The organism is Streptomyces sp. JLYT201 (genome assembly GCF_059448825.1).
In genome coordinates, this window is sequence record NZ_CM182551.1 from 3,365,824 (window position 1) to 3,388,223 (window position 22,400).

The 22,400-nt window shown below is 74.2% G+C and carries 13 protein-coding genes and 1 pseudogene; 6 read left to right on the plus strand and 8 right to left on the minus strand.

Translation table 11 applies throughout. From position 1 onward, the window contains the following. Positions 1-39: 39 nt before the first annotated feature. The 4 genes from AC5WAM_RS13340 to AC5WAM_RS13355 form a co-directional block, all read right to left on the minus strand. A complete protein-coding gene (locus AC5WAM_RS13340; RefSeq protein ID WP_495522709.1) occupies positions 40-2,394 on the minus strand; it encodes a protein kinase domain-containing protein in 2,355 nt (784 codons plus the stop codon). Between the two features lie 83 nt (positions 2,395-2,477). Beyond that, positions 2,478-5,159, minus strand: coding sequence for a protein kinase domain-containing protein (locus tag AC5WAM_RS13345; protein WP_495522710.1), 2,682 nt, complete (start codon positions 5,157-5,159; stop codon positions 2,478-2,480). Positions 5,160-5,313: 154 nt separating this feature from the next. After that, positions 5,314-5,835, minus strand: coding sequence for a hemerythrin domain-containing protein (locus AC5WAM_RS13350; RefSeq protein WP_495522711.1), 522 nt, complete (start codon positions 5,833-5,835; stop codon positions 5,314-5,316). 463 nt (positions 5,836-6,298) lie between these two features. Next, on the minus strand, positions 6,299-6,805 hold the full coding sequence (locus AC5WAM_RS13355) for a nuclear transport factor 2 family protein (protein ID WP_495522712.1): 507 nt from the start codon (positions 6,803-6,805) through the stop codon (positions 6,299-6,301). 559 nt (positions 6,806-7,364) lie between these two features. Between AC5WAM_RS13355 and AC5WAM_RS13360 the strand changes: the two genes are divergently transcribed. The 6 genes and pseudogenes from AC5WAM_RS13360 to glgB all read left to right on the plus strand — a co-directional run bounded on the left by AC5WAM_RS13360 (position 7,365) and on the right by glgB (position 18,177). Further along, complete coding sequence (locus AC5WAM_RS13360) at positions 7,365-8,555, plus strand: S8 family peptidase (protein ID WP_495523578.1); 1,191 nt, start codon at positions 7,365-7,367, stop codon at positions 8,553-8,555. A gap of 309 nt (positions 8,556-8,864) precedes the next feature. Beyond that, the gene (locus AC5WAM_RS13365; protein WP_495522713.1) at positions 8,865-10,034 is read left to right on the plus strand and encodes a S8 family peptidase; all 1,170 of its coding nucleotides are present in this window, start codon (positions 8,865-8,867) and stop codon (positions 10,032-10,034) included. 299 nt (positions 10,035-10,333) lie between these two features. Further along, positions 10,334-12,372: pseudogene (locus AC5WAM_RS13370) on the plus strand (alpha-1,4-glucan--maltose-1-phosphate maltosyltransferase); the annotation flags it as partial. 1 nt (position 12,373) lies between these two features. Continuing rightward, on the plus strand, positions 12,374-14,101 hold the full coding sequence (gene treS, locus AC5WAM_RS13375; RefSeq protein WP_495522714.1) for a maltose alpha-D-glucosyltransferase: 1,728 nt from the start codon (positions 12,374-12,376) through the stop codon (positions 14,099-14,101). A gap of 144 nt (positions 14,102-14,245) precedes the next feature. Further along, positions 14,246-15,676: a maltokinase N-terminal cap-like domain-containing protein gene (locus AC5WAM_RS13380; RefSeq protein ID WP_495522715.1), complete on the plus strand. Its 1,431-nt coding sequence runs from the start codon at positions 14,246-14,248 to the stop codon at positions 15,674-15,676. Positions 15,677-15,726: 50 nt separating this feature from the next. Beyond that, positions 15,727-18,177 (plus strand): 1,4-alpha-glucan branching enzyme, encoded by a 2,451-nt coding sequence (gene glgB, locus AC5WAM_RS13385; protein ID WP_495522716.1) that lies wholly within the window; start codon positions 15,727-15,729, stop codon positions 18,175-18,177. Between the two features lie 8 nt (positions 18,178-18,185). Here the strand turns inward: glgB and AC5WAM_RS13390 are convergent, their stop codons facing one another. From AC5WAM_RS13390 to AC5WAM_RS13405, 4 genes are all read right to left on the minus strand, one after another. Further along, positions 18,186-20,438 (minus strand): HelD family protein, encoded by a 2,253-nt coding sequence (locus AC5WAM_RS13390; RefSeq protein ID WP_495522717.1) that lies wholly within the window; start codon positions 20,436-20,438, stop codon positions 18,186-18,188. Positions 20,439-20,626: 188 nt separating this feature from the next. Then, complete coding sequence (locus AC5WAM_RS13395) at positions 20,627-20,971, minus strand: thioredoxin family protein (protein WP_366790153.1); 345 nt, start codon at positions 20,969-20,971, stop codon at positions 20,627-20,629. Next, entirely contained in the window at positions 20,968-21,405 is a 438-nt protein-coding gene (locus AC5WAM_RS13400) for a MerR family transcriptional regulator (protein ID WP_366790154.1), read from the minus strand. The genes AC5WAM_RS13395 and AC5WAM_RS13400 overlap by 4 nt, the downstream gene beginning before the upstream one ends. Before the next feature lie 57 nt (positions 21,406-21,462). Continuing rightward, positions 21,463-22,347, minus strand: a complete 885-nt coding sequence (locus AC5WAM_RS13405) for an NAD(P)-dependent oxidoreductase (protein ID WP_366790155.1) — start codon at positions 22,345-22,347, stop codon at positions 21,463-21,465. Between the last annotated feature and the right edge of the window lie 53 nt (positions 22,348-22,400).

A 22,400-nucleotide genomic window follows, 5' to 3' on the forward strand; every position in this document is an offset into this window, starting at 1 on the left:
CCGGGACAAAGGCAAGTCGTGGGCGCCGGGGTCGCGGGGTCAGGGCGCGTTCCCGGAGACGACCTTCCCCTCCGCGGTCGTGGTGAAGACGGCGCCGCCGGCGTACAGCGGATGCCGGAACGTGGCGAAGGGGTCCGTCCTGCCCGTGGGCCCCGCCTTCGGGATCTCCTTGGTGCGCAGGGTGTCGACGTCGCCGTCGAGGCGCAGGCCGCGGATCTCGAACGCGCCCGCGGACAGCACCCGGTCGCCCGCGAGCGCCAGCGCGACCAGGTCGTCCGGGGCGCCGTAGCGCCAGCGGCGCTTGCCGGTGCGCCAGTCGTAGGCGCTCAGCTCGTGCTCGATGACGGCGTCCGGCTCGGGGCTGTCGCTCGCCACGACGAGCACGCCCGCCGGGCCGAGCACCGGGCGCGGGCCCGAGGGGCGCACGCCGGGCGCGAGGACCCGCCGGGTGCGCAGGGTCGCGGGGTCGAGCTCACGCACGCCCGCGCGCCCCTGGCTCCAGCACACCAGCGACGACCGGTCGCGCAGCATCAGGTCGTCGCAGGGCACGGACGCGGTGCGGGCGGTGGAGCCGGTCCGCGCGTCCAGGCGGACGACGCCGCCCTTCTCCAGGGCCGTGAACACCCGCCCGCCGTCGACGACCAGCGGCCCCGCCGTCTTGGGCAGCGGCTTGGACCGCCACAGCTCGCGGCCGTCGGACGCGGCACGGGCCCGGACGACGCCGGTGCCGGGCGCGTCGCCCGGAGCGCCGCCGCCGAGGCGGAACTCGACGGCGTAGACGACGTCCTTCGCGTACGCGAGCCCGAGGATCCCCGAGCCCGGGGGCGCCGCCCTGCGCCAGCGTTCCGTGCCGGACGCCACGTCGACCTTCGTGACGCCGAGTTCGCTCGGTACGTAGACGGCACGGCCGGTGGCGTCGGCCTCGGGCGGCACGGCCTGGATGCCGGTCAGCCCGTCCGTGCGGCCGCGGAAGCCGCGCGTCGTCCAGCGGTGGTGCCCGCTTGCCGCGTCGAAGCCCGCGGCCGCGCCCTTGCCGTCGCGGCACACCAGGGTGGCGTCGGCCAGGACGCAGCCGTCGCCCCGGTCGTCCAGGCCCGCGGGGCGCGCCACGGACCAGGGCTTCCAGCCCTCGGGCCGGGCGGCGGCGCGCAGGCCGTCGGGGCCGTGGTCGCCGGTGCGGTGCGCGTTGCCGTACTCGGACACGACGAGCGGGCTCTGCTCGCCGCCGCCGGACGGACCGGCCGGGGAGGCGGAGGCACCGGCTTCACGGCCGCCGTCGCCTTCGCTGCCTCCCGGCAGGAGTACGGCGGCGAGCGTCACGGCGGACACGGTCAGCGCGGCGGCGGCGATCCACACCCACCGGCGGCGCGCGGGCCCGGCCGCCGGGGAGCCGGGATCGCGCGCGGGGGTGACGGGCGGGGCCTGCGGCGCGGGTGCGGGGGCGCGGCCCGCTCCCGCGCCGCTCCCGGTCACGGTGTCGGCCGCAGCGAACTCCCCCGCCGCCGCTTCCCGTTCGCACCGCCGCACGGCCTCGCGGTGCTCGGCGAACAGGGACAGGACCTCGGCCGGCCAGGGCACCGCCGCCGGCCCCGCGAGGCGGGCGGCGAGCTCCGCGGCGGTCGGACGGTCCTCGGGCGCGGGCGCCAGACAGGCCGCCACGGTCTCCCGCAGGCCGTCGTCCCGCGGCACCCCGGACAGATCGGCGTCGCCCTGGGTGATGCGGAAGATGACGGAGGCGATCTCCTGGTCGTCGAAGGGACCGCGCCCGCCCGCCGCGTACGCGAGCACGGCTCCGAGAGCGAACACGTCGGAAGCGGGCACCACCGCGTGGCTGCCCAGGAGCTGTTCGGGCGCCAGATAGCCGGGCGTGCCCACGATCATGCCCGCGGCGGTGAGCGCCGTCGCGTCGAAGGCCTGCGCGATGCCGAAGTCGATGAGCCGCGGCCCGTCCGGGGCGAGCAGGACGTTGCCGGGCTTGAGGTCGCGGTGCAGGACCTGCGCGAGGTGCACGGTGCCGAGGGCCTGGGCGAGCCGGGCGCCGAGCGCGCGCACCGCGCCGACGGGCAGCGGGCCGCAGCGCCGCACGGTCTGCCCGAGGGCGGGCCCGGCCACGTACTCCGTGGCGAGCCACGGCACCTCGGCGTCCGCGTCGCCGTCGAGGAGGGCCGCGGTGCCGGGTCCGGACACGGCCCGGGCGGCGGCCATCTCCCGGCGGAAGCGGACCCGGAACTCGTGGTCGATGTCGAGGTCGGAGCGCACGGTCTTCACGGCGACGAGCGGCGTGCCCGGCCGGGACCGTGCGAGGTGGACCTCCCCCATGCCGCCCGCGCCGATGCGGGCGAGCAGCCGGTACGGGCCGACGTGGCGCGGCGGTCCGGTCAGCGGTGCGAGCACGGGGACTCCTCGGGGTCAGGTCTGGGGGAAGCCGGGGCGGCGCGGGCGCCCGGGCCCGGCGGCTCCCCGTGGCAGGCGGGTGCTCAGGAGGGGATGCGGACGGAGACGACCGTGCCCTGGTCGTACACGATCGTCGCGACCCCGCCGAGCGGCAGGACCGTCGGCGCCCGCAGCTGGTCGGCGATGACCGTGCCGGGGTCGCTGCTCCGCTTCGGCGCGCGGTCGCCCGGCGCGCCCGGCACCCGCAGGGTGCGCACCGCGCCGGACGCGGTGAGCGGCACCGTGCGCAGGGTGGTGTTGTCGGCGACGAGCGCGCGGTCGCCGATGAGCAGCGGCGCCGAGGAGATCATCCGCGTGATCCGGTCCTCGGCGACGGACAGGGGCTCCTTGCGGGTGACCCGGCCCTTCGCCGTCTCGGCGACGAGGAGCTTCGCCCCTTCCGTGTCGTACGCGAGGGCGCTGCCGGGTCCGACGGCGGTGACGACGACGTCGGGCGGCACCATGCCGTCGGGCCTCACCTTCGGCGCCTTGAAGGTGAACGCGCCCTCGGTGGCCAGGGTTTCGGCGTCGAGGCGGGTCACCCGGGTGCCCGTCTCCTCGGTGGCGTCGGCGAAGCCGGAGCCGCCGGTCACCACGGCCGGGCACAGGATCTGCCCGCCCACGGCCATCACGCCGCGGCACTGCTCGCCGTCGTAGGCCTTGCCGCGGCGGGCGCCCGTCCTGGCGTCGAAGGCGACCAGGCCCTGCTTCGCCCAGGCGTAGACCCGGCCGTGCCGGGCGACCTCCGCGCCGTACGTGCCGTTCTGCTCGGCGCCGGACAGCTCGTCGGTGCTGAGCGGCGCGGTCCACCGGGGCGCGCCGCCGCCCAGCGGGTAGGCGAGGAGCGTGGCTCCCTGGGGGCCGCCGTCGGCGTACGGCTTGGCCTCGGCGGTGACCAGGAGCAGGCCGTCACCGAGCAGGGCGCGGGTGAAGTACCTGCCCTCCGGCGGGCGCGCGGACCAGCGCACGGTGCCGGACGCGGAGTCGCGCACCTGGAGGCGCCCCTCGCGGGCGATGACGGTGGTCCCGCCGCGCACGACGGGGGCCAGGGCGTCGCCCGGCATGAACAGCTTCCCGGACGGGCTCAGATAGGCCTCGTTCCCGGTGTCCCCCGCGCTCCCCGAGCGGCCGTCGGAGGTCCACAGGCGGGCGCCGTCGGCCGCGCCGACGGCTTCGTACGTGCCGTCGGTGAGCAGGCAGACGACGGCGCGGGTGTCGGCGGCGCAGTGCATCGGCGCGTGCGAGAAGGAGCCGCGCCACGGCTTCCAGCCCTTGGGGCGCTGCTGCGGGTACTGCGGGACGAGGCCGCTGCGGTCGTCGGTGCCGTCCTTGTCCACGCCCGCGGCGGCGATCAGCCGGGCGGGCTGCAGGGTGCTGGACGGGGCGGCGCCGGGGCGGGCCGCGCCGCCCTTCGCACCGCCTTTCGCGCCGTCGTCGCCGCCGGAGTCGGGGCCGAGCAGCGCGAGCAGGGCACCGGCGGCGCCCCCGGCCACGGCGACGGCGGCCATGACGGCGAACGCGGTACGGCGGCCGCGCCGCCGGGGCACGCCGGGCGCGGTGGCCGCCGGGGGCGCGGCGGCGCCCATGGTGGGCAGTTCGTGGGCGGCCGGGGCGCCGGGCCCGGCCGGGGTGTTCAGGGCGGTGGGCGTCCACGTGGGCGTGGGCTCCCCGGCGGACTCCCCCACGGGCGCCCCGGCGGACTCCCCCGCGGGCCCCCCGCCGGGTGGCGCGGCGGGCGGGGCGGGCAAGGGCAGCAGCGGCCGCCCGGCGGCGCAGAGTTGCCCGACGTCGCGCCGCGCCTCGGCGATGGCCGCCTCGACGGGCGGGGGCCACGCGAAGCCGGTCCCGTCCGCTCCGCCGAGGCCCGCCAGGCGCCCGGCGAGCTCCTCGGGGCCGGGCCGCGCGGCCGGGTCCACGACCAGGCAGGCGGCGAGGACCGCACGCAACTCCGCGGGCACGGCGTCGAGTTCGGCCTCGGCGCGCGACACCCGGTACAGCACGGCGGCCACCGGCCCGTCGCCGAACGGGTCGCGCCCCACGGCCGCGTACACGAGGACGGAGGCGAGGCAGAAGACGTCGGACGCGGCCACCACGTGCCGTCCGCCCGCGACGTGCTCGGGCGACATGAAGCCGGGGGTGCCGACGAGCAGCCCGGTGGCGGTCATCGTGGTGGCGCCGGGGGTGCGGGCGACACCGAAGTCGATGAGCTTCGGCCCGTCCGGGCCGATGAGGACGTTGGCGGGCTTCAGGTCGCGGTGCAGCGCCCCGGCGGCGTGCACGGCGGCCAGGGCCCGGGCCAGGGCGGTGCCGAGCGCGGCGACGGCGGGCACGGGCAGCGGGCCGTGCCGCCGCACCGCCTCGGCGAGGGTGGGCCCGGCCACGTACTCCGTGGCGAGCCAGGGCTGTTCGGCGTCGGCGTCGCCGTCGACGAGCCGGGCGACGTAGGGGCTGGTGACCGAGCGGGCGACGGCGATCTCGCGCCGGAAGCGGGCCCGGAAGGCGGGCTCCTCCGCGAGGTCCCGCCGCACGGCCTTGACGGCGACGAGCTCGTCCGGGTCGTAGGGGGTCCGGGGGTCGCCCGGGGCAGCGGGGTCCGGGACCGCGGTGGGGTCCGCGGCCCCGGGGGCGTCCTGCGGCACGCCCAGGAACACCTCGCCCATGCCGCCCGCGCCGAGCCGGGCGACGATCTCGTACGGGCCCGTCCGGCGCGGGGAGGTGTCCCTCAACTGACCGATCATTCCGCCCCGTCCCCCTGTGCCCCTGTGCCCCTGTGCCCCTGTGCCCCGTCACTGTCGCGTCCGCGTTCGGCACGGGCGGTCGCACCGCCGTCACCTCACGAAACGCCCCGGCAGATTACTCGGTTCACCGGGGCACCGGCAGTCAGGAGGGCGGACCGGGCGGGAACGGCACGTCCGCGAGGACCGGTACGACCCAACTCTCCTCGTGGTCCAGATGGGCGGTGAGGAGCCGTGCCAGGGTGTCGAACTCCGTGAGGAACGCCTCGGGGTCGGCGGTCGTGACGTCGTCGAGCAACGCGAGGAGGCGTTCCTTGACGCGGGCCGTCTCGCGGTGCTCGGCGCCGAGCCGGGCGAGGGGTTCGCACAGGTGGGGGTGGTGTTCCACGACCCCGGGGAAGACGTGCTCGTCCTCGGCGGTGTGGTGGAAGGTGAGCGCGTCGCAGAACTCCAGGCAGCGCCGGCGGATCTGCAGGCCGAGGCCGGGCGCGGGCGGTGCGCCGGGGCCCTGGTGGGCGGCGCGGGCGGCGAGGTGCGCCGCGGCCTCGGCCCGGAGGTGGCCGAGCTGTTCGCGCAGCCAGTCGTGGACCTCCAGGAGCTTGTCGGCGAGGGTGCGGACCTCGCGGGGGCGCGGGGTGCCGGTGGGTGCGGGCGTGGGCGTGGACATGCGGAAGGGATCTCCAGACAGGGTGGCGCGTCCGCGCGTGCGTGACGGACCGACGGACGCGGTGAAGAGGGTGAAGAGAGGGAAGAGGGGAAGGTGGTGCGCGGGCGCGGCCCGGAGCCCGGGAAAGGGGCGCGGGTACGCGGTCGCGGCTGCGTCGGGTACGGGGCTACGCCGTTCCCGTGGGTACGGGGCTGTGCCCGCTCCGGCGGGTACGGGGCTGTGCCGTTCCCTCAAGTACGGCGCTACGCCGGGTACGCGGCTGCGTCAGCCGCAGCGCGGCGACGCGATACGAAGTGAACGCAAGGTCATGTCCCTTGGTGAAGGTGCTCGCCCGGTCAAAGGCCCGCCCACTGCTCTTCGGCCCAGGCCACGCGGCACGCGCACCATTACAGCCACCGGTCCCGCGCCCTGTCAACGCGGGACCGGTGTGCCGCGCGGCACTCGGCGAAGGCCGTACGCGGGCTCAGCGGCAGGCCGCCGCGATCGCCGCCGTGTCCCAGTAGAACGGCCGCACCTCGCGGATCCTGCCCTCCTCCACGGTGATGGTCTGGAGGATCGGGAAGGCGAGTGCGCGGCCGGTGGCCCGGGCGCGGGCGCGGATGTCGCTGTGCACGCAGACCGTCCGGCGCGCTCCGGTACCGCCGTCCGCGAGGAACTCCTGCCGCACGATGTCGAACCGGTCCCAGGTGTCGGCCATCGCGAGGAAGAACCGCTCCAGGCCCTCGTGCCCCCGCCAGGTGCCGCCGTACGGCAGGCCGTCGGCCTGGTGTAGGACGACGTCGGGCGCGAAGTGGGGCGCGAGCGGGGCGAAGGACGCGCGGCCGGGGCCGCCCGCGGCCAGATAGCGGGTCTCGGCGGCGTACATGGCGGTCAGCACGGAGCGGGCGTCGGCGGCGGACGCGATGGAGGACGAGGCGGGCGGCGTGGCGGGTGGCGTGGCAGAGGACGAGGCGGGTGGCGTGGTGGTCATGGGGCGAGGGTGCCCCGTGGCCGCGCCGCGCGCTGGCGGTCCTCGGACACACACCTCGGACACACACCTCGGCCAGGCGCCTCGGCCAGGCGCCGCAGCCAGGCACCCCGACCGGCCATCCCGGCCAGGCGCCCCGGCCAGGCATCCCGTACACGCACCTCGCACAGCCCCGGAGTGCACCCGCGCCCCGGCGCGTGGACCCCCGCGCCCCGAGCAGTTCGGCACCCGTGCCCCCGAGCGGGTCGGCACCCGCCCCTCCCCCGGCCGGATTCCGGACTCCGGCCGGGGCGGGGCGGGTTGCCGCCCTGGGCCCTCACTGATCATCGGGGAGACAAAAAACCCAAGTCAATCCTCGGATTTACTACCATGCACCCAAGACTCAGCTTGGGTTGAGCCGTAACCAGCCATACCGCGGGCGATATGACCGGTTCCGCCCCGCTGTCCGGCTTGTGACAGCTGACCCGCGCACGAGACGCTGCCCAGCACGCCTGCGGACGACGCAGCGCGCACAGGGCGTCGTCACCAGCCGTTTCCAGGGGAGGGAACGCACCACATGACCATGCACCACACCAGAACGCGGCGCGGGGCGGGGGCCGTCGCGGCCGCCGCCGCGGTGGGCCTGCTGGCCGCCGCGACCCCGCCGTCGCACGCCGCGTCCGACACCGGCGCCGACGGCCGGAGCAGCACGTACATCGTGACGCTCGCACCGGGCACGAAGTCCACGTCCGGCGCGGGCAAGAGCATCGCCGAGAAGTACGACGCGCGCATCCAGCACACGTACAGCGCAGCGCTCAACGGCTACGCCGTGCGCGCCACCGCAGCCGAGGCGCGCGAGCTCGCGGCCGACCCGTCGGTCACCGGTGTCGTCGCCGACCGGAAGGTCCGGGTGGACCTGGGGGCGCGGGCCGCGGCCCGGCAGCCGAACCCGCCGTCGTGGGGCCTGGACCGCATCGACCAGAAGAGCCTGCCGCTCGACAAGTCGTACACCGCGCCGCGGTCGAAGGGCGCCGGTGTCACCGTCTACGTCATCGACACCGGCGTGCGCACCTCGCACAAGGACTTCGGCGGACGGGCCCGCTCCGGCTGGGACTTCATCGACCACGACGCCGTCGCCCAGGACGCGCACGGACACGGCACGCACGTGGCCGGAACGGTCGCGGGCACGAAGTACGGCGTCGCCAAGAAGGCCAAGATCGTGGCCGTGCGCGTGCTCGACGAGGAGGGCGGCGGCACCCTCGGCGGCATCATCGCGGGCGTCGACTGGGTGACCAGGAACGCGCGCAAGCCCGCCGTCGCCAACATGAGCATCGGCACCCCGGCCTTCGCCCCGCTGGACGCGGCGGTGCGCAAGTCCATCGCGTCCGGCGTCACCTACTCGGTGGCGGCGGGCAACGAGAGCGAGTCCGCGACGCGCTCCTCGCCCGCCCGGGTCAAGGAGGCCCTGACGGTCGGGGCGTCCGACCGGCGCGACAAGCGCCCCTCGTTCTCCAACTACGGCTCGCGCCTTGACCTGTTCGCCCCGGGTGTGGCGATCAAGTCCGCGTCCAACGCGGGCAACACGGCCACGGCGACGTACTCCGGCACGTCGATGGCGGCACCGCACGTCGCCGGAGCGGCCGCGCTGTACCTCGCCGACCACCGCACGGCCAAGCCCGCCAAGGTCGGCAAGTGGCTCACCGACCGCTCGGCCAGGAACAAGCTGTCCGGCATCGGCGGGGGCTCGCCGAACAGACTGCTCCAAGTTAAGTAGCCCCGACCGGCGGCCCCCGGCAGGAATCCTCACCCCCTGCCGGGGGTCGGGGTCGTAACTCTGCGCGACCCGACACCCAAGCCTCACCTTGGCCCTCGGCTGCCCCTCCAGGCTTCCGCTCAAGTTGCACGTGTACGCCTACGGCAGGGCTCGGCGTGTACCCGAACCGAGACATCCCCCTGCTCGCACAGGCTTGTTGTGCTTCACCCGGACAGTCCACGCTTCAGGGACTCGCGACCTGACGCGGACCGGACACCCGGCCGCTGCCCAGGGGAGGGAAGGTCGCGTCCAAGGGGAGGGAACCAGCACATGCAGTTGTCACACACGCGTCGTATACGACGGGTTTCGGCCGTCACGGTCGTCGCTCTCGCCGGCGGCTTCGCCGTCGCCGCCCCGTCGTCGCAGGCCGCGCCCGACACCGCCGAGCACGGCTACGTCGTCACCCTGAAGTCGGACACCCGCGCGGCGTCCGCGGAGGGCAGGGACATCGCGGACGAGTACGGCGTGAAGATCAGCCGCACCTACCGCTCGGCGCTCAACGGCTTCGCCGTCAAGGCCAGCGCGGCCGAGGCCCAGCGGCTCGCCGCCGACCCGTCGGTCAGCGCGGTCAGCCCGGACGTCACGCTCCACACGGACGCCCGCCAGATCAACCCGCCGTCCTGGGGCGAGGACCGCATCGACCAGCCCAAGCTGCCGCTCGACCGGACGTTCACCTATCCGAACTCGGCGGGCGCCGGTGTCACCGTCTACGTCATCGACACCGGCGTGCGCACCACGCACTCGGAGTTCGGCGGGCGCGCCCGCTCCGGCTTCGACTTCGTCGACAACGACCCGATCGCCGAGGACGGCAACGGCCACGGCACGCACGTGGCCGGGACCATCGCGGGCACGAAGTACGGCGTCGCCAAGAAGGCCAAGATCGTGGGCGTGCGCGTGCTCAACAACCAGGGCTCCGGCACGCTGTCCGGCGTCATCGCGGGCATCGACTTCGTGACCCGCAACGCGCGCAAGCCCGCCGTGGCGAACATGAGCCTCGGCGGTTCCGCCAACGCCCAGCTCGACCAGGCCGTGCGGAACTCCATCAGGTCCGGCGTGACGTACTCCGTCGCGGCCGGCAACTCGGGCCAGCCCGCGAGCGGCACCTCGCCCGCGCGCGTCGCCGAGGCGCTCACGGTCGGGGCCACCGACCGCGGCGACACCCGGCCCGCGTTCTCCAACTACGGCCTGAGCCTGGACCTGTTCGCGCCCGGCGTGGGCATCACGTCGGCGTCCAACACCAACGACAACGCCACCGCGACGCTCTCCGGCACGTCGATGGCGGCGCCGCACGTCGCCGGGGCAGCGGCCCTGTACCTCGCCGACAGGCGCACCGCGCCGCCGTCCGAGGTGATGCGGATGCTCGTCAACCGCAGCGCGAAGAACCGGCTCATCAACGTGGGCCCCGGCTCGCCCAACCGACTGCTCCAGGTCAAGCCGTGACCGTCGCGTAGTCGGCGTCGCACCGCCGCACGTGACCCCCGGCAGGCGCACCCCGCCTGCCGGGGGTTCGTCATTGCCGCGGTGGGGCGGCCGGGTCGCCCGGTCTTCCTGTGACCGGTCTTGTGCATGCCGTTACGCGCGAGTAGTTAACAAAGCGCCGGATTGCCCACCCGAGAAGCGTGGGAAGGCTCCACCGGTACGCGCGTACACGCGCCCGTCGCCCCGGACGCACACGCGCACCCGCGGAACCCCTCCACAGCCGGAATCCGCCCACGCTCGCACGCGGAACAGGAGCGGTCATGCCCGAACCCCGCAAGGACGTAGAGGAGTTCACCTCCGTGCCGGTCACCGGAAGGATCCCCATCCTCGCCGTCGAGCCCGTGGTGCTCGGCGGCCGACGGCCGACCAAGGCCGTCGTCGGCGAGACGTTCCAGGTCAGCGCCACCGTCTTCCGCGAAGGCCACGACGCGGTCGCCGCGAACGTCGTGCTGCGGGACCCGGCCGGGCGCGCGGGCCCCTGGACCCCGATGCGCGAGCTGGCGCCGGGCACCGACCGCTGGGGCGCCGACGTCACGCCCGACGCGCTCGGCGACTGGACGTTCGCCGTGCAGGCGTGGAGCGACCCGGTGGCCACCTGGCGACACCACGCGGAGATCAAGATACCCGCGGGCATCGACACCGACCTCGTCCTCCTGGAAGGCACCCTGCTCTACGAGCGCGCCGCCGCCGGGGCGCCCCCCGAGCAGCGCGGCCCCCTGCGGGCCGCCGTCGAGGCGCTGCGCGACACCACCCGCACGCCCTCCGCCCGCCTCGCGGGGGCGCTGACCCCGGAGGCGGACGCCGTGCTCGCCGCCCATCCGCTGCGCGAACTCATCACCTCCACCCAGGAGTTCCCCCTGCGGGTGGACCGCGAGCGCGCGCTCTTCGGCTCCTGGTACGAGTTCTTCCCGCGCTCGGAGGGCGCGGTGGTGCGCGCGGGCGAGCCGCCCGTGTCCGGGACGTTCCGCACGGCCGCGCGGCGGCTCCCGGCGATCGCGGACATGGGCTTCGACATCGTCTACCTGCCGCCCATCCACCCCATCGGGACGACCTTCCGCAAGGGCGCGAACAACTCCCTGTCGGCCGGGCCGCACGACGTCGGCGTGCCCTGGGGCATCGGCTCCCCCGCGGGCGGCCACGACGCCGTGCACCCGGACCTGGGCACGCTCGACGACTTCGATGCGTTCGTGCGCGAGGCGGACCGCCTCGGACTCGAAGTCGCCCTGGACTTCGCCCTCCAGTGCTCGCCCGACCACCCGTGGGTGGAGAAGCACCCCGACTGGTTCGCCCACCGCGCGGACGGCTCCATCGCGTACGCGGAGAACCCGCCGAAGAAGTACCAGGACATCTACCCCCTCCACTTCGACCGGGACAGGGCGGGCATCACCGCCGAGACGATCCGGCTGCTGCGCTTCTGGATGGGGCACGGCGTGCGGGTCTTCCGCGTGGACAACCCGCACACCAAGCCCGTCGCGTTCTGGGAGGAGGTCCTCGCCGACATCCACCGCACGGATCCGGACGTCCTCTTCCTCGCCGAGGCGTTCACGCGGCCCGCGATGCTGCGCACCCTCGCCGCGATCGGCTTCCACCAGTCGTACACGTACTTCACCTGGCGCAACGACAAGCGGGAGCTGACCGACTACCTCACCGAGCTGTCCACCGAGACCGCGCACTACCTGCGGCCCAACTTCTTCGTGAACACGCCGGACATCCTGCACGCCTACCTCCAGCACGGCGGGCCGCCCGCCTTCGCGGTGCGCGCCGTGCTCGCCGCGACGCTCTCCCCGACCTGGGGCGTGTACAGCGGCTTCGAGCTGTACGAGAACACGCCGCTGCGCCCCGGCAGCGAGGAGTACCTGCACTCGGAGAAGTACGAGCTGCGCCCGCGCGACTGGGCCGCGGCCGAGCGCGAGGGCCGCACCCTCGCGCCCCTCATCACCCGGCTCAACGCGATACGGCGCGCCAACGCGGCCCTCGCCCGGCTGCGCGGCCTGCACTTCCACGAGGCGGACAACGACGCGGTGCTCGCGTACTCCAAGACCGTGCGGCACCCCGGCGGATCGAACACGGTTCTGGTGGTCGTGAACCTCGACCCCCACCACACCCAGGAAGCCACGGTCTCGTTGAACATGCCACAGCTCGGCCTCGACTGGCACGAGTCCGTGCCGGTGCGCGACGAGCTCACCGGCGAGACCTACCACTGGGGCAGGGCCAACTACGTGCGCCTGGATCCGGGCGTCACGCCCGCGCACGTACTCGTCCTGCGACCGTCCTACCGCTGATCGGAGGGTCACCCACACATGATCGTCAACGAGCCCGTCCCGGACACCTTCGAGGACACCCCCGCCAAGGACCGCGATCCGGAGTGGTTCAAGCGCGCCGTCTTCTACGAGGTCCTGGTCCGCTCCTTCCAGGACAGCAACGGCGACGGCATCGGAGACCTCAAGGGCCTCACCGCCAAACTCGACTACCTCCAGTGGCTGGGCGTCGACTGCCTGTGGCTGCCGCCGTTCTTCAAATCACCCCTGCGCGACGGCGGTTACGACGTCTCGGACTACACGGCGGTCCTTCCCGAGTTCGGCGACCTCGCGGACTTCGTGGAGTTCGTGGACTGCGCCCACCAGCGGGGCATGCGCGTGATCATCGACTTCGTCATGAACCACACCAGCGACCAGCACCCCTGGTTCCAGGCCTCGCGCAACGACCCCGAGGGCCCCTACGGCGACTACTACGTCTGGGCCGACGACGACAAGCAGTACCAGGACGCCCGGATCATCTTCGTCGACACCGAGGCGTCCAACTGGACCTTCGACCCGGTGCGCAAGCAGTACTACTGGCACCGCTTCTTCTCCCACCAGCCGGACCTCAACTTCGAGAACCCGGCCGTCCAGGAGGAGATCATCTCCGCCCTGCGGTTCTGGCTCGACCTCGGCATCGACGGCTTCCGGCTCGACGCGGTGCCGTATCTGTACGCGGAGGAGGGCACCAACTGCGAGAACCTCCCCCGCACCCACCACCTCCTCAAGCGGGTGCGCGCCGAGATCGACGCCCACTACCCGGACACCGTGCTCCTCGCCGAGGCCAACCAGTGGCCCGAGGACGTCGTGGACTACTTCGGCGACTTCGAGCACGGCGGCGACGAGTGCCACATGGCGTTCCACTTCCCCGTGATGCCGCGCATCTTCATGGCCGTCCGCCGCGAGTCGCGCTACCCCGTCTCGGAGATCCTCGCCAAGACGCCGCGCATCCCCTCGGGCTGTCAGTGGGGCATCTTCCTGCGCAACCACGACGAGCTGACCCTGGAGATGGTCACCGACGAGGAGCGCGACTACATGTACGCGGAGTACGCCAAGGACCCGCGCATGCGCGCCAACATCGGCATCCGCCGACGGCTCGCGCCCCTCCTCGACAACGACCGCAACCAGATCGAGCTGTTCACCGCGCTGCTCCTTTCCCTGCCCGGCTCGCCGATCCTCTACTACGGCGACGAGATCGGCATGGGCGACAACATCTGGCTCGGCGACCGCGACGCGGTGCGCACGCCCATGCAGTGGACGCCCGACCGCAACGCGGGCTTCTCCTCCTGCGACCCCGGCCGCCTCTATCTGCCCACGATCATGGATCCGGTCTACGGCTACCAGGTCACGAACGTCGAGGCGTCCATGTCCTCGCCGTCCTCGCTCCTGCACTGGACCCGCCGGATGATCGAGATCCGCAAGCAGAACCCGGCGTTCGGCCTCGGCTCGTACACCGAACTGCCCTCGTCGAATCCGGCCGTTCTCGCCTTCCTGCGGGAGGCGCCGTCCACCGGCGAGGACAGCGGGGACGGCGACGACCTCGTCCTGTGCGTGCACAACTTCTCCCGCTTCGCCCAGCCGACCGAGCTCGACCTGCGGGTCTTCAACGGCCGCCATCCGGTCGAACTGATCGGCGGGGTGCGCTTTCCGGCCATCGGTGAACTGCCGTACCTGCTCACGCTGGCGGGGCACGGCTTCTACTGGTTCCGGCTGCGCGAGGACCCGGCGTAAGGTCGCCGTGACAGTGCTGTGAACCCGCCCGCGGCAGGCGTGAGGCACGCCGCACCGGGCACTCGCCCACGGCACGCCTTGCCCGGCACCCCCGGCACCTCCCCTTGACACCCCCCGTCGAGGGCGCGGAAAGGACACGACGCCATGTCGGAAGCCGCCACCCGCCCCAGTGTCCACGCCGGCGCGCTCATCGCGTCGCTCGACCCGCTGCTGCGCGGCTGGCTGCCGCGCCAGCGGTGGTTCGCGGGCAAGGGCCGTCCCGTCGCGGGCTTCGAGCTGGTGGCGGCGACGGAACTCCTGCCGCCGGGGGCGGACATCGGCCTGCTGCACCTGCTGGTCCGGGTCCGCCAGCCGCTGCTCGCGGGCCCGGACGCGGCGGTCGACCACGAGCTGCCCGCCGACTGCTACCAGCTCCTGATAGGAGTGCGGGCCGAGCTGCCGCCGCCGCTCGCGCCCGCGCTCATCGGCCACGTCACCCAGGGCGCCCTCGCGGGCCTGACCGTGTACGAGGCGCTGCTCGACCCGCGCCTGACCGGGCTGCTCCTGGAGCGCCTGCGGATGCCGGGGCGGCTCGGCGCGCTGCGCTTCGCGCGGGCCGAGCACAGCGACATACCGCCCGGGCTCGCCCCGCGCACGTGCAGCGTCGAGCAGTCCAACTCCTCGCTCGTGTACGGCGACGCGTTCATCCTGAAGCTGTTCCGCCGGGTGGTGCCCGGCGTCAACCCCGACCTGGAGCTGCCGCTCGCCCTGGCCCGGCAGGGCTGCGCCCGCGTGCCCGCGCCCGCCGCCTGGCTGACGGCCGAGGGCGCCGACGAGCCGCTGGTGCTCGGCGTCCTCCAGCCCTATGTGCGCGGCGCGGCCGACGGCTGGGAGCTGGCCCTGAAGGCCCTGGCCAAGGGCGAGGACTTCGGCGCCGAGGCCCGGGCCCTGGGCCGCGCCACCGCCGAGGTGCACGCGGCCCTCGCCGCGGCCCTGCCCACCGTCTCGCTCGGCCGCGCCCAGGTGGACCTGCTCGCCCGGGGCATGACGGAGCGCCTGGAGGCGGCCGCCCGCGCGGTGCCCGCCCTGCGCCCGTACGAGCCCGCGCTGCGCACCGCGTACCAGGCGCTCGCCGACCTCGGCACGCACAGCGGCACCACGTGGACGGCCCAGCGCGTCCACGGCGACCTGCACCTGGGCCAGTGCCTGCGGGCGCCGTCCGGCGCCTGGTCCCTCATCGACTTCGAGGGCGAGCCCGCGCGGCCGCTCGCCGAGCGCCGCATGCCGCAGCCCGCGGCCCGCGACGTCGCGGGCATGCTGCGCTCCTTCGACTACGCCGCCCGCTCCTTCCGCCCCTGGTCACCCCGCTGGGCGGACGCCTGCCGGGCCGCGTACTGCACCGGCTACGCCGACGTGTCCGGCCGTGACCCGCGCACCGAGCCGGTGCTCCTGCGCGCCCACGAGACCGACAAGGCGGTCTACGAGGCGGTCTACGAGGCCCGCCACCGCCCCGACTGGCTGCCGGTCCCGCTGGCCGCCCTCGACCAGCTCGCCGCGGACGCCGCGGGCCCGCGCCGCTCCGGCGACGTCCGCTGACCCCCTTGCGCCACGCCCTTCGCCCGCCCTTCGGACAGGAGGCCGACTCCGTGACCCGCCGTCCCCGCTCCTCCGCCCCGCAGAACGAACCGGAACCGGAGGTCACACCCCCCCGCAAGCCGGCCGCCCAGCGGACCAAGCCGTCGAAGACACCGCAGGCGGCGAAGCCCGCCCGGCCGAAGAAGACGGCTGCCGCGAAGACGAAGGCCCCGGCGAAGACACCGGCGAAAGCGTCGGCGAAGACCGGGGCGCGGCCCCCGGAGAAGCCCGCACGGGCACCGGAGCCCCCGGCCCCCTCGGACCCACCGGCCCCCTCGCCCGTGCCCGAGGCCGACCGCGTCCGGCTCCTGACCGGCACGCACCACGACCCGCACGGGGTGCTCGGCGCGCACGCCGTGCCCGGCGGGGTGGCGTTCCGCGCCCTGCGGCCGTACGCGCGCGCCGTCACCGCCGTCGTCGGGGACCTGCGGGCCGAGCTGCTCGACGACGCCGACGGCTTCTTCTCGGCGGTGCTTCCGCTGCGCGCCGTCCCCGAGGACTACCGCCTGGACATCACGTACGACGAGTCGCGGTGGGACACCCACGACGCGTACCGGTTCCTGCCCGCGCTCGGCGAGTTCGACCTGCATCTGATCGGCGAGGGGCGGCACGAGCAGCTGTGGGAGGCGCTCGGGGCGCACCCGATGACGCACCAGGGCGTCACCGGCACCCGCTTCACGGTGTGGGCGCCGAACGCGCTCGGCGTCCGCGTCGTCGGGAACTTCAACTACTGGGACGGCACCGGCTTCCCCATGCGCTCGCTCGGCGGCAGCGGCGTGTGGGAGCTGTTCGTGCCCGCGGTCGGCGAGGGCGAGCTGTACAAGTTCCAGATCACCCGGCCCGACGGCAGCATGACCTTCCGCGCCGACCCGCTGGCCCGCCGCACGGAGGCGCCCCCGGCGAACTCCTCCGTCGTGCACACCTCGCACCACGTGTGGCACGACGAGGAGTGGCTGCGCCGCCGCCAGGAGACGCCGGTGCACCGGGCGCCGTTCTCCGTCTACGAGGTGCACCTGCCGTCCTGGCGCCCGGGCCTCACCTACCGCCAGCTCGCCGAGCAACTCCCCGCCTACGTCGGCGACCTGGGCTTCACGCACGTGGAGCTGATGCCGGTCGCCGAGCACCCCTTCGGCGGGTCCTGGGGCTACCAGGTCACCGGCTTCTACGCGCCGACGGCCCGGCTCGGCACGCCCGACGACTTCAAGTACCTGGTGGACGCGCTGCACCGGGCCGGGATCGGCGTGCTCATGGACTGGGTGCCCGCGCACTTCCCGCGCGACGACTGGGCGCTCGCGGAGTTCGACGGGCGGCCGCTGTACGAGCACGAGGACCCGGCGCGGGCTGCCCACCCCGACTGGGGCACCCTCGAATTCGACTACGGCCGGGCGGAGGTGCGCAACTTCCTCGTGGCCAACGCCAGTTACTGGTGCGAGGAGTTCCACATCGACGGCCTGCGCGTGGACGCCGTCGCCTCCATGCTCTACCTGGACTACTCGCGCGAGCACGGCCAGTGGACGCCGAACGTCCACGGCGGCCGCGAGAACCTGGACGCGGTGGCCTTCCTCCAGGAGATGAACGCCACCGTGTACCGCCGCTCGCCCGGGGTGGTCACCATCGCCGAGGAGTCCACGGCGTGGGACGGCGTGACCCGCGCGACCCACCACGTCGGCCCCGGCGGCTTCGGCGGCCTCGGCTTCGGCCTGAAGTGGAACATGGGCTGGATGCACGACTCGCTGGGCTACATGACGAAGGACCCCGTCCACCGCAAGCACCACCACCACGAGATGACGTTCTCGATGGTGTACGCGTACAGCGAGAACTACGTGCTGCCCATCTCCCACGACGAGGTCGTGCACGGCAAGCGGTCCCTGGTGTCGAAGATGCCGGGCGACTGGTGGCGGCAGCGGGCGGACCACCGGGCGTACCTGGGCTTCATGTGGGCCCACCCCGGCAAGCAGCTCCTCTTCATGGGGCAGGAGTTCGCCCAGGGCGCGGAGTGGTCGGAGAGCCACGGGCCCGACTGGTGGCTGCTCGATCCCGCGTACGGCGCGGAGGCGGACCACCGGGGCGTACGGGACCTGGTCCGCGACCTCAACACCCGCTACCGGGCCGAGCCCGCCCTGTGGCAGCGGGACACCGAGCCCGGCGGGTTCGCCTGGGTGGCGGGCGACGCCGCCGAGGACAACGTCTTCGCCTTCCTGAGGTACGGGGCCGAGGGCACCGCGCCCCTGCTCTGCGTCTCCCACTTCTCCCCCGTGGTCCGGCACGCGTACCGGATCGGGGTGCCGGACGAGTTCGGCGCGTGGCAGGAGGTCCTGAACACCGACGCGGAGGCGTACGGCGGCTCCCACACCCTCAACCCCGACCCCCTGAAGCCCACCCCCGAGCCGGCCCACGGCCGCCCCGCCTCCCTCCTCCTCTCCCTCCCTCCCCTGGCCACGCTCTGGCTGCGCCCGGCCTGACGACGAGGTCAGCCCGCGGCCAGGGCCGGGGGCAGCGTCTTGGGCAGGTCCGAGGTGTGGAGCAGGCCCAGGCGCTGGGTGGGGCGGGTCAGGGCCACGTACAGGTCGCTGACGTCGAAGCGGGACGGCTCGACCACGAACACCGTGTCGAACTCCAGGCCCTTGGCCTGCCGGGGGTCGATGAGGACGACGGGCCGGGTGAGGTCGGGCGCCTCGCCCGCGCTGACGCCGGGCAGCTTCGGGGCGAGCTCCTCGTGGAGGTCACGGGGAGCGATGACCGCGAGCCGCCCCTCGGTGGGGGCCGCAGCGACGGCCTCCGCGACGGCGGCCGCGAGGCCGCCGTCGGGCACGCGCCGCGCCCAGGGCCGCACGCCGGTGGCCCGGACGGACCGGGGCGGCTCGAAGCCGGTCCGCCCGGCCCTGCGGGGGACCTCCGCCGCGAGGGCCATGATCTCCGCGGGCGTGCGGTAGTTGACGCCGAGGCGCGTGAACTCCCAGCGGTCCTCGACGTAGGGCGCGAGGATGTCCGTCCAGGAGCCCACTCCCCCGGCCTCCGCCGTCTGCGCGGGGTCGCCGACGAGCGTCATGGACCGCGTCGGGGAGCGCCGCATGAGCAGCCGCCAGGCCATCGCCGACAGCTCCTGCGCCTCGTCGACGACGATGTGCCCGAAGGCCCAGGTCCGGTCGGCGGCGGCCCGCTCGGCCGCGCTGCGGTGGTCGGCCTCCTCGTGCCGCTCGGCCATCCGCTCGGCGTCGATGATGTCGTGCGCGAGCAGGACCTCGGCGTCCTCCTCGTCCTTGTCCTCGAACTCGTACGTACGGGACGCGTACGACACGTCGAGCACGCCCTGCGCGTAGGCGACCTGCCGCTGCCGCTCCGCCTCCGCGCGGGCGAGCGCCGCGCTGTCGTCCTTGCCGAGCAGCTCGGCGGCCTCGTCGAGCAGCGGGACGTCGGCGGGCGTCCAGGCCGCGCCGGGGGCCCGGCGCACGGCGGCGGCGTCCGCGGCGGACAGGTGGACGGGCTCCTGAAGATAGTCGGTGACGAAGCGCTGCGGGGTGAGCGCGGGCCACAGCTCCTCGATCGCCGCGTGCACCTCGGCGCTGGCCGCGATGCCCTTGCCGAGCTGGGCGATGTCGTCGGGCCCGAGGAAGTTGGGCCCGCCGTACGGGTCGTGGCCGATGCGCTCGGCGAGCTGCGCGGTGAGCGCGTCGATGATGTGGAAGGCGAACGTGGGCCGCGCGAGGTTGTGCGGCAGATCGGCCTCGCGGGCCGCGGCGCGCGCCTCGTAGGCGATCTCCCAGTCGATGACGAGGTCGCCGTCGTCGTGCTCGACGATCAGCGGGGCCCCGGGCTCGGGCAGCTGCTGCCGGTCCTCCAGGGCCCGCTTGAGCACGTCGGCCATGGCGGCGCGGCCCTTGACCTCGGCCGCCGCGGGCGTGTCCGTGCCGGTCGCCGTGACGCCCGGGAACAGCTCGCCGAGCGTGGCGAGCAGCACCCCGGTCTCGCCGAGCGCGGGCAGCACGTCGCTGATGTAGCCGAGGAAGGCCGGGTTGGGTCCGACGATCAGGACGGCGCGCTTGGCGAGCAGCTCCCGGTGCGCGTACAGCAGGTACGCGGCGCGGTGCAGCGCGACGACGGTCTTGCCGGTGCCGGGGCCGCCCTCGACGACCAGGACGCCCCGGTGCGGGGCGCGGATGATGCGGTCCTGCTCCGCCTGGATGGTCTGCACGATGTCCTGCATGCGGCCGGTGCGCGCGGAGCCCAGCGCGGCGAGCAGCACCTCGTCGGCGTCGGCGCTCTCGTGCCCGGTGCGCGTGGCGTCGTCGAGGTCGAGGATCTCGTCGTGCAGATCGGTGACCTCGCGGCCCCGGGTGGTGATGTGCCGCCGTCTGCGCAGCCCCATCGGGGTGTGCCCGGTGGCGAGGTAGAAGGGGCGCGCGACGTCCGCGCGCCAGTCGATGACGAGCGGCGTGCGCTCCGTGTCGGAGGCACGGATGCCGATCCGCCCGATGTGGTGGTCGCGGCCGTCGCGGAACGCGAGCCGCCCGAAGCACAGCCCGTTCTCGCTGGAGTCGAGCGCGGCGAGCAGCCCGGACCGCTCGGCCACCAGTACGTCGCGCTCCAGGCGCGCCTGCAGACCGTTGCCGACCTGCTGGAGGGACGCGCTCACGGCGGACTCGGCCTCCGCGCGCAGCGCGTCGAGGCGCGCGTACAGCCCGGAGACGAATTGCTGCTCTTCCCGCAATTCCTCGGTTGACAATTCAGCCCCTCGCCATATACAGTGTCGTTATACAGATTCCCGCAATACTCGTGCGCCCAAATGCGCAGGGTAATGCGAAAGAATCCACTATACGCAGAGAAAAGCCCCGGACGTCAATGACGTCCGGGGCTTTTCTCCTGTTCGGCCACCGGCTTCGGCAGGTCGGCGGCGTCCGGCCGCCGTGGGGCTCAGAGCACGCCCGCCCCCGTCAGGTCCCCCACCAGCTTCCGCTTCGCCCGGGCCCCGACGGACTGCCACACCGGCTCGCCGTCGCGGAAGACCATCAGCGTCGGCGTGGAAAGCACCCCGTAGGCGATCGTCGTCTCCGGATTGCGGTCCACGTCGATCTGCACCACCTTCAGACGCTCCGCCTCCTGAGCGGCCAGGGCGCCGAGCACCGGCGTCAGCTGCCGGCACGGCCCGCACCACTCGGCCGTGAACTGCACGAGCACCGGCCGCTCACCGCTCAGCACCTCGCATCCGAAATCGGCGTCCGTCACCTCGGCCACGCCTTCGGCCCGCACACCACTCATGTCCGTCCACCCCTCACGTCGCTCAGTTCGCACCGCGGCTCCGGACCGCCCGGAGCCTCCGCCTCGGCGGCCAGCTCCGCCAGCGCGCGCTCGGCCCGCGCCAGCTGCGCGCCGACCTGCGCGCGCACCGCGCCCAACTCGCCGATCAGGGCGTCGAGTTCGGCCAGCTTGCTGCGGTACACCGCGACCGACGCCGGGCAGGAGTCCCCGGCCGGGTGCCCGGACCGCAGGCACTCCACGAACGGCCGGGTCTCCTCCAGGTCGAAGCCGACGTCCTGGAGGGTCCTGATCTGCTCCAGGAGCCGGACGTCGGCCTCGTCGTAGGTGCGATGGCCGTGGCCGTCGCGCCGCGCGGGCAGCAGCCCGCGCGACTCGTAGTACCGCAGGGCCCGCGTGGTCGTTCCCACGCGGGACGCGAGTTCGCCGATGCGCATGCCGCGACCGTAACCCTTGACGTCGGCGTCAAGGCCAGCCCTTCCGGCCGGGGCGCCTCAGGGCTTGCGGACCGCCTCCACCGTGGCCGTCCAGTTGTCGGCTCCGTGGCCGAGGGCGACGCCGCGCCGGGCCACCGCGTTGACGGCGCGCAGCACCGAGACGTCGAGGCCGCGGCGCTCGGCGGCGTGCACGACGTGGTCGATGCCCGCCACCTCCATCGCGAGGTTCGCCTCCGCGCCCGGGTAGCTGCCGGAGTCGACCTGCTTCGCCATCTCGTCCACGAGGGAGGTGACGAGACCGGCGTTCGCCTTGATGAAGGGCGCGATCGCGGCGGCCGGGACGCCGTCCGCCGACGCGAGCGCGAAGGCGTGCACCACGCCGGACATCGCGGTCCAGAAGTAGTCGAGCAGCGACAGGTCGTGGACGGCGGCCAGGCCGTGGTCCGCGCCGACGTACGTCGTCTGCCCGCCGAGCGCCTTGAGGGTCCGCTCGTGCTGGTCGTACGCGGCGCGCGGGCCCGCGTGGAAGAGCAGCGCGCCCGGCGTGCCGATGACGGGCGTGGGCACCATGACCGCGCCGTCCAGATAGTCGATGCCCGCCGCCGCGGCCCACGCGGCGGCTTCGCGGGCACGCTCGGGGGTGTCGGAGGTGAGGTTCACCAGGGTGCGCCCGGCGAGGTCGGCGGCGAGGGGTTCGAGGACGGCCGCCGAGGCGTCGTAGTCGACGACGCACACGACGACCAGGTCGCTCGCGCGCACGGCCTCGGCGGCGCTCGCCGCCCGGACGGCTCCCCGGGCGACGAGGTCCTCCCCCTTGCCCGCGGAGCGGTTCCAGACGGTCGTCGGGTGGCCGGCGTCGAGGAAGGCGCCGGCGAGGGCACTGCCCATGGCGCCGAGGCCGATGACGGTGACAGGGGTCTTGGGGCTGTTGTCGTTCTGCATGCCTCCATGCTTGGTGAGTACGGAAGGCACCACAAGTACCGACTATTTTGTGC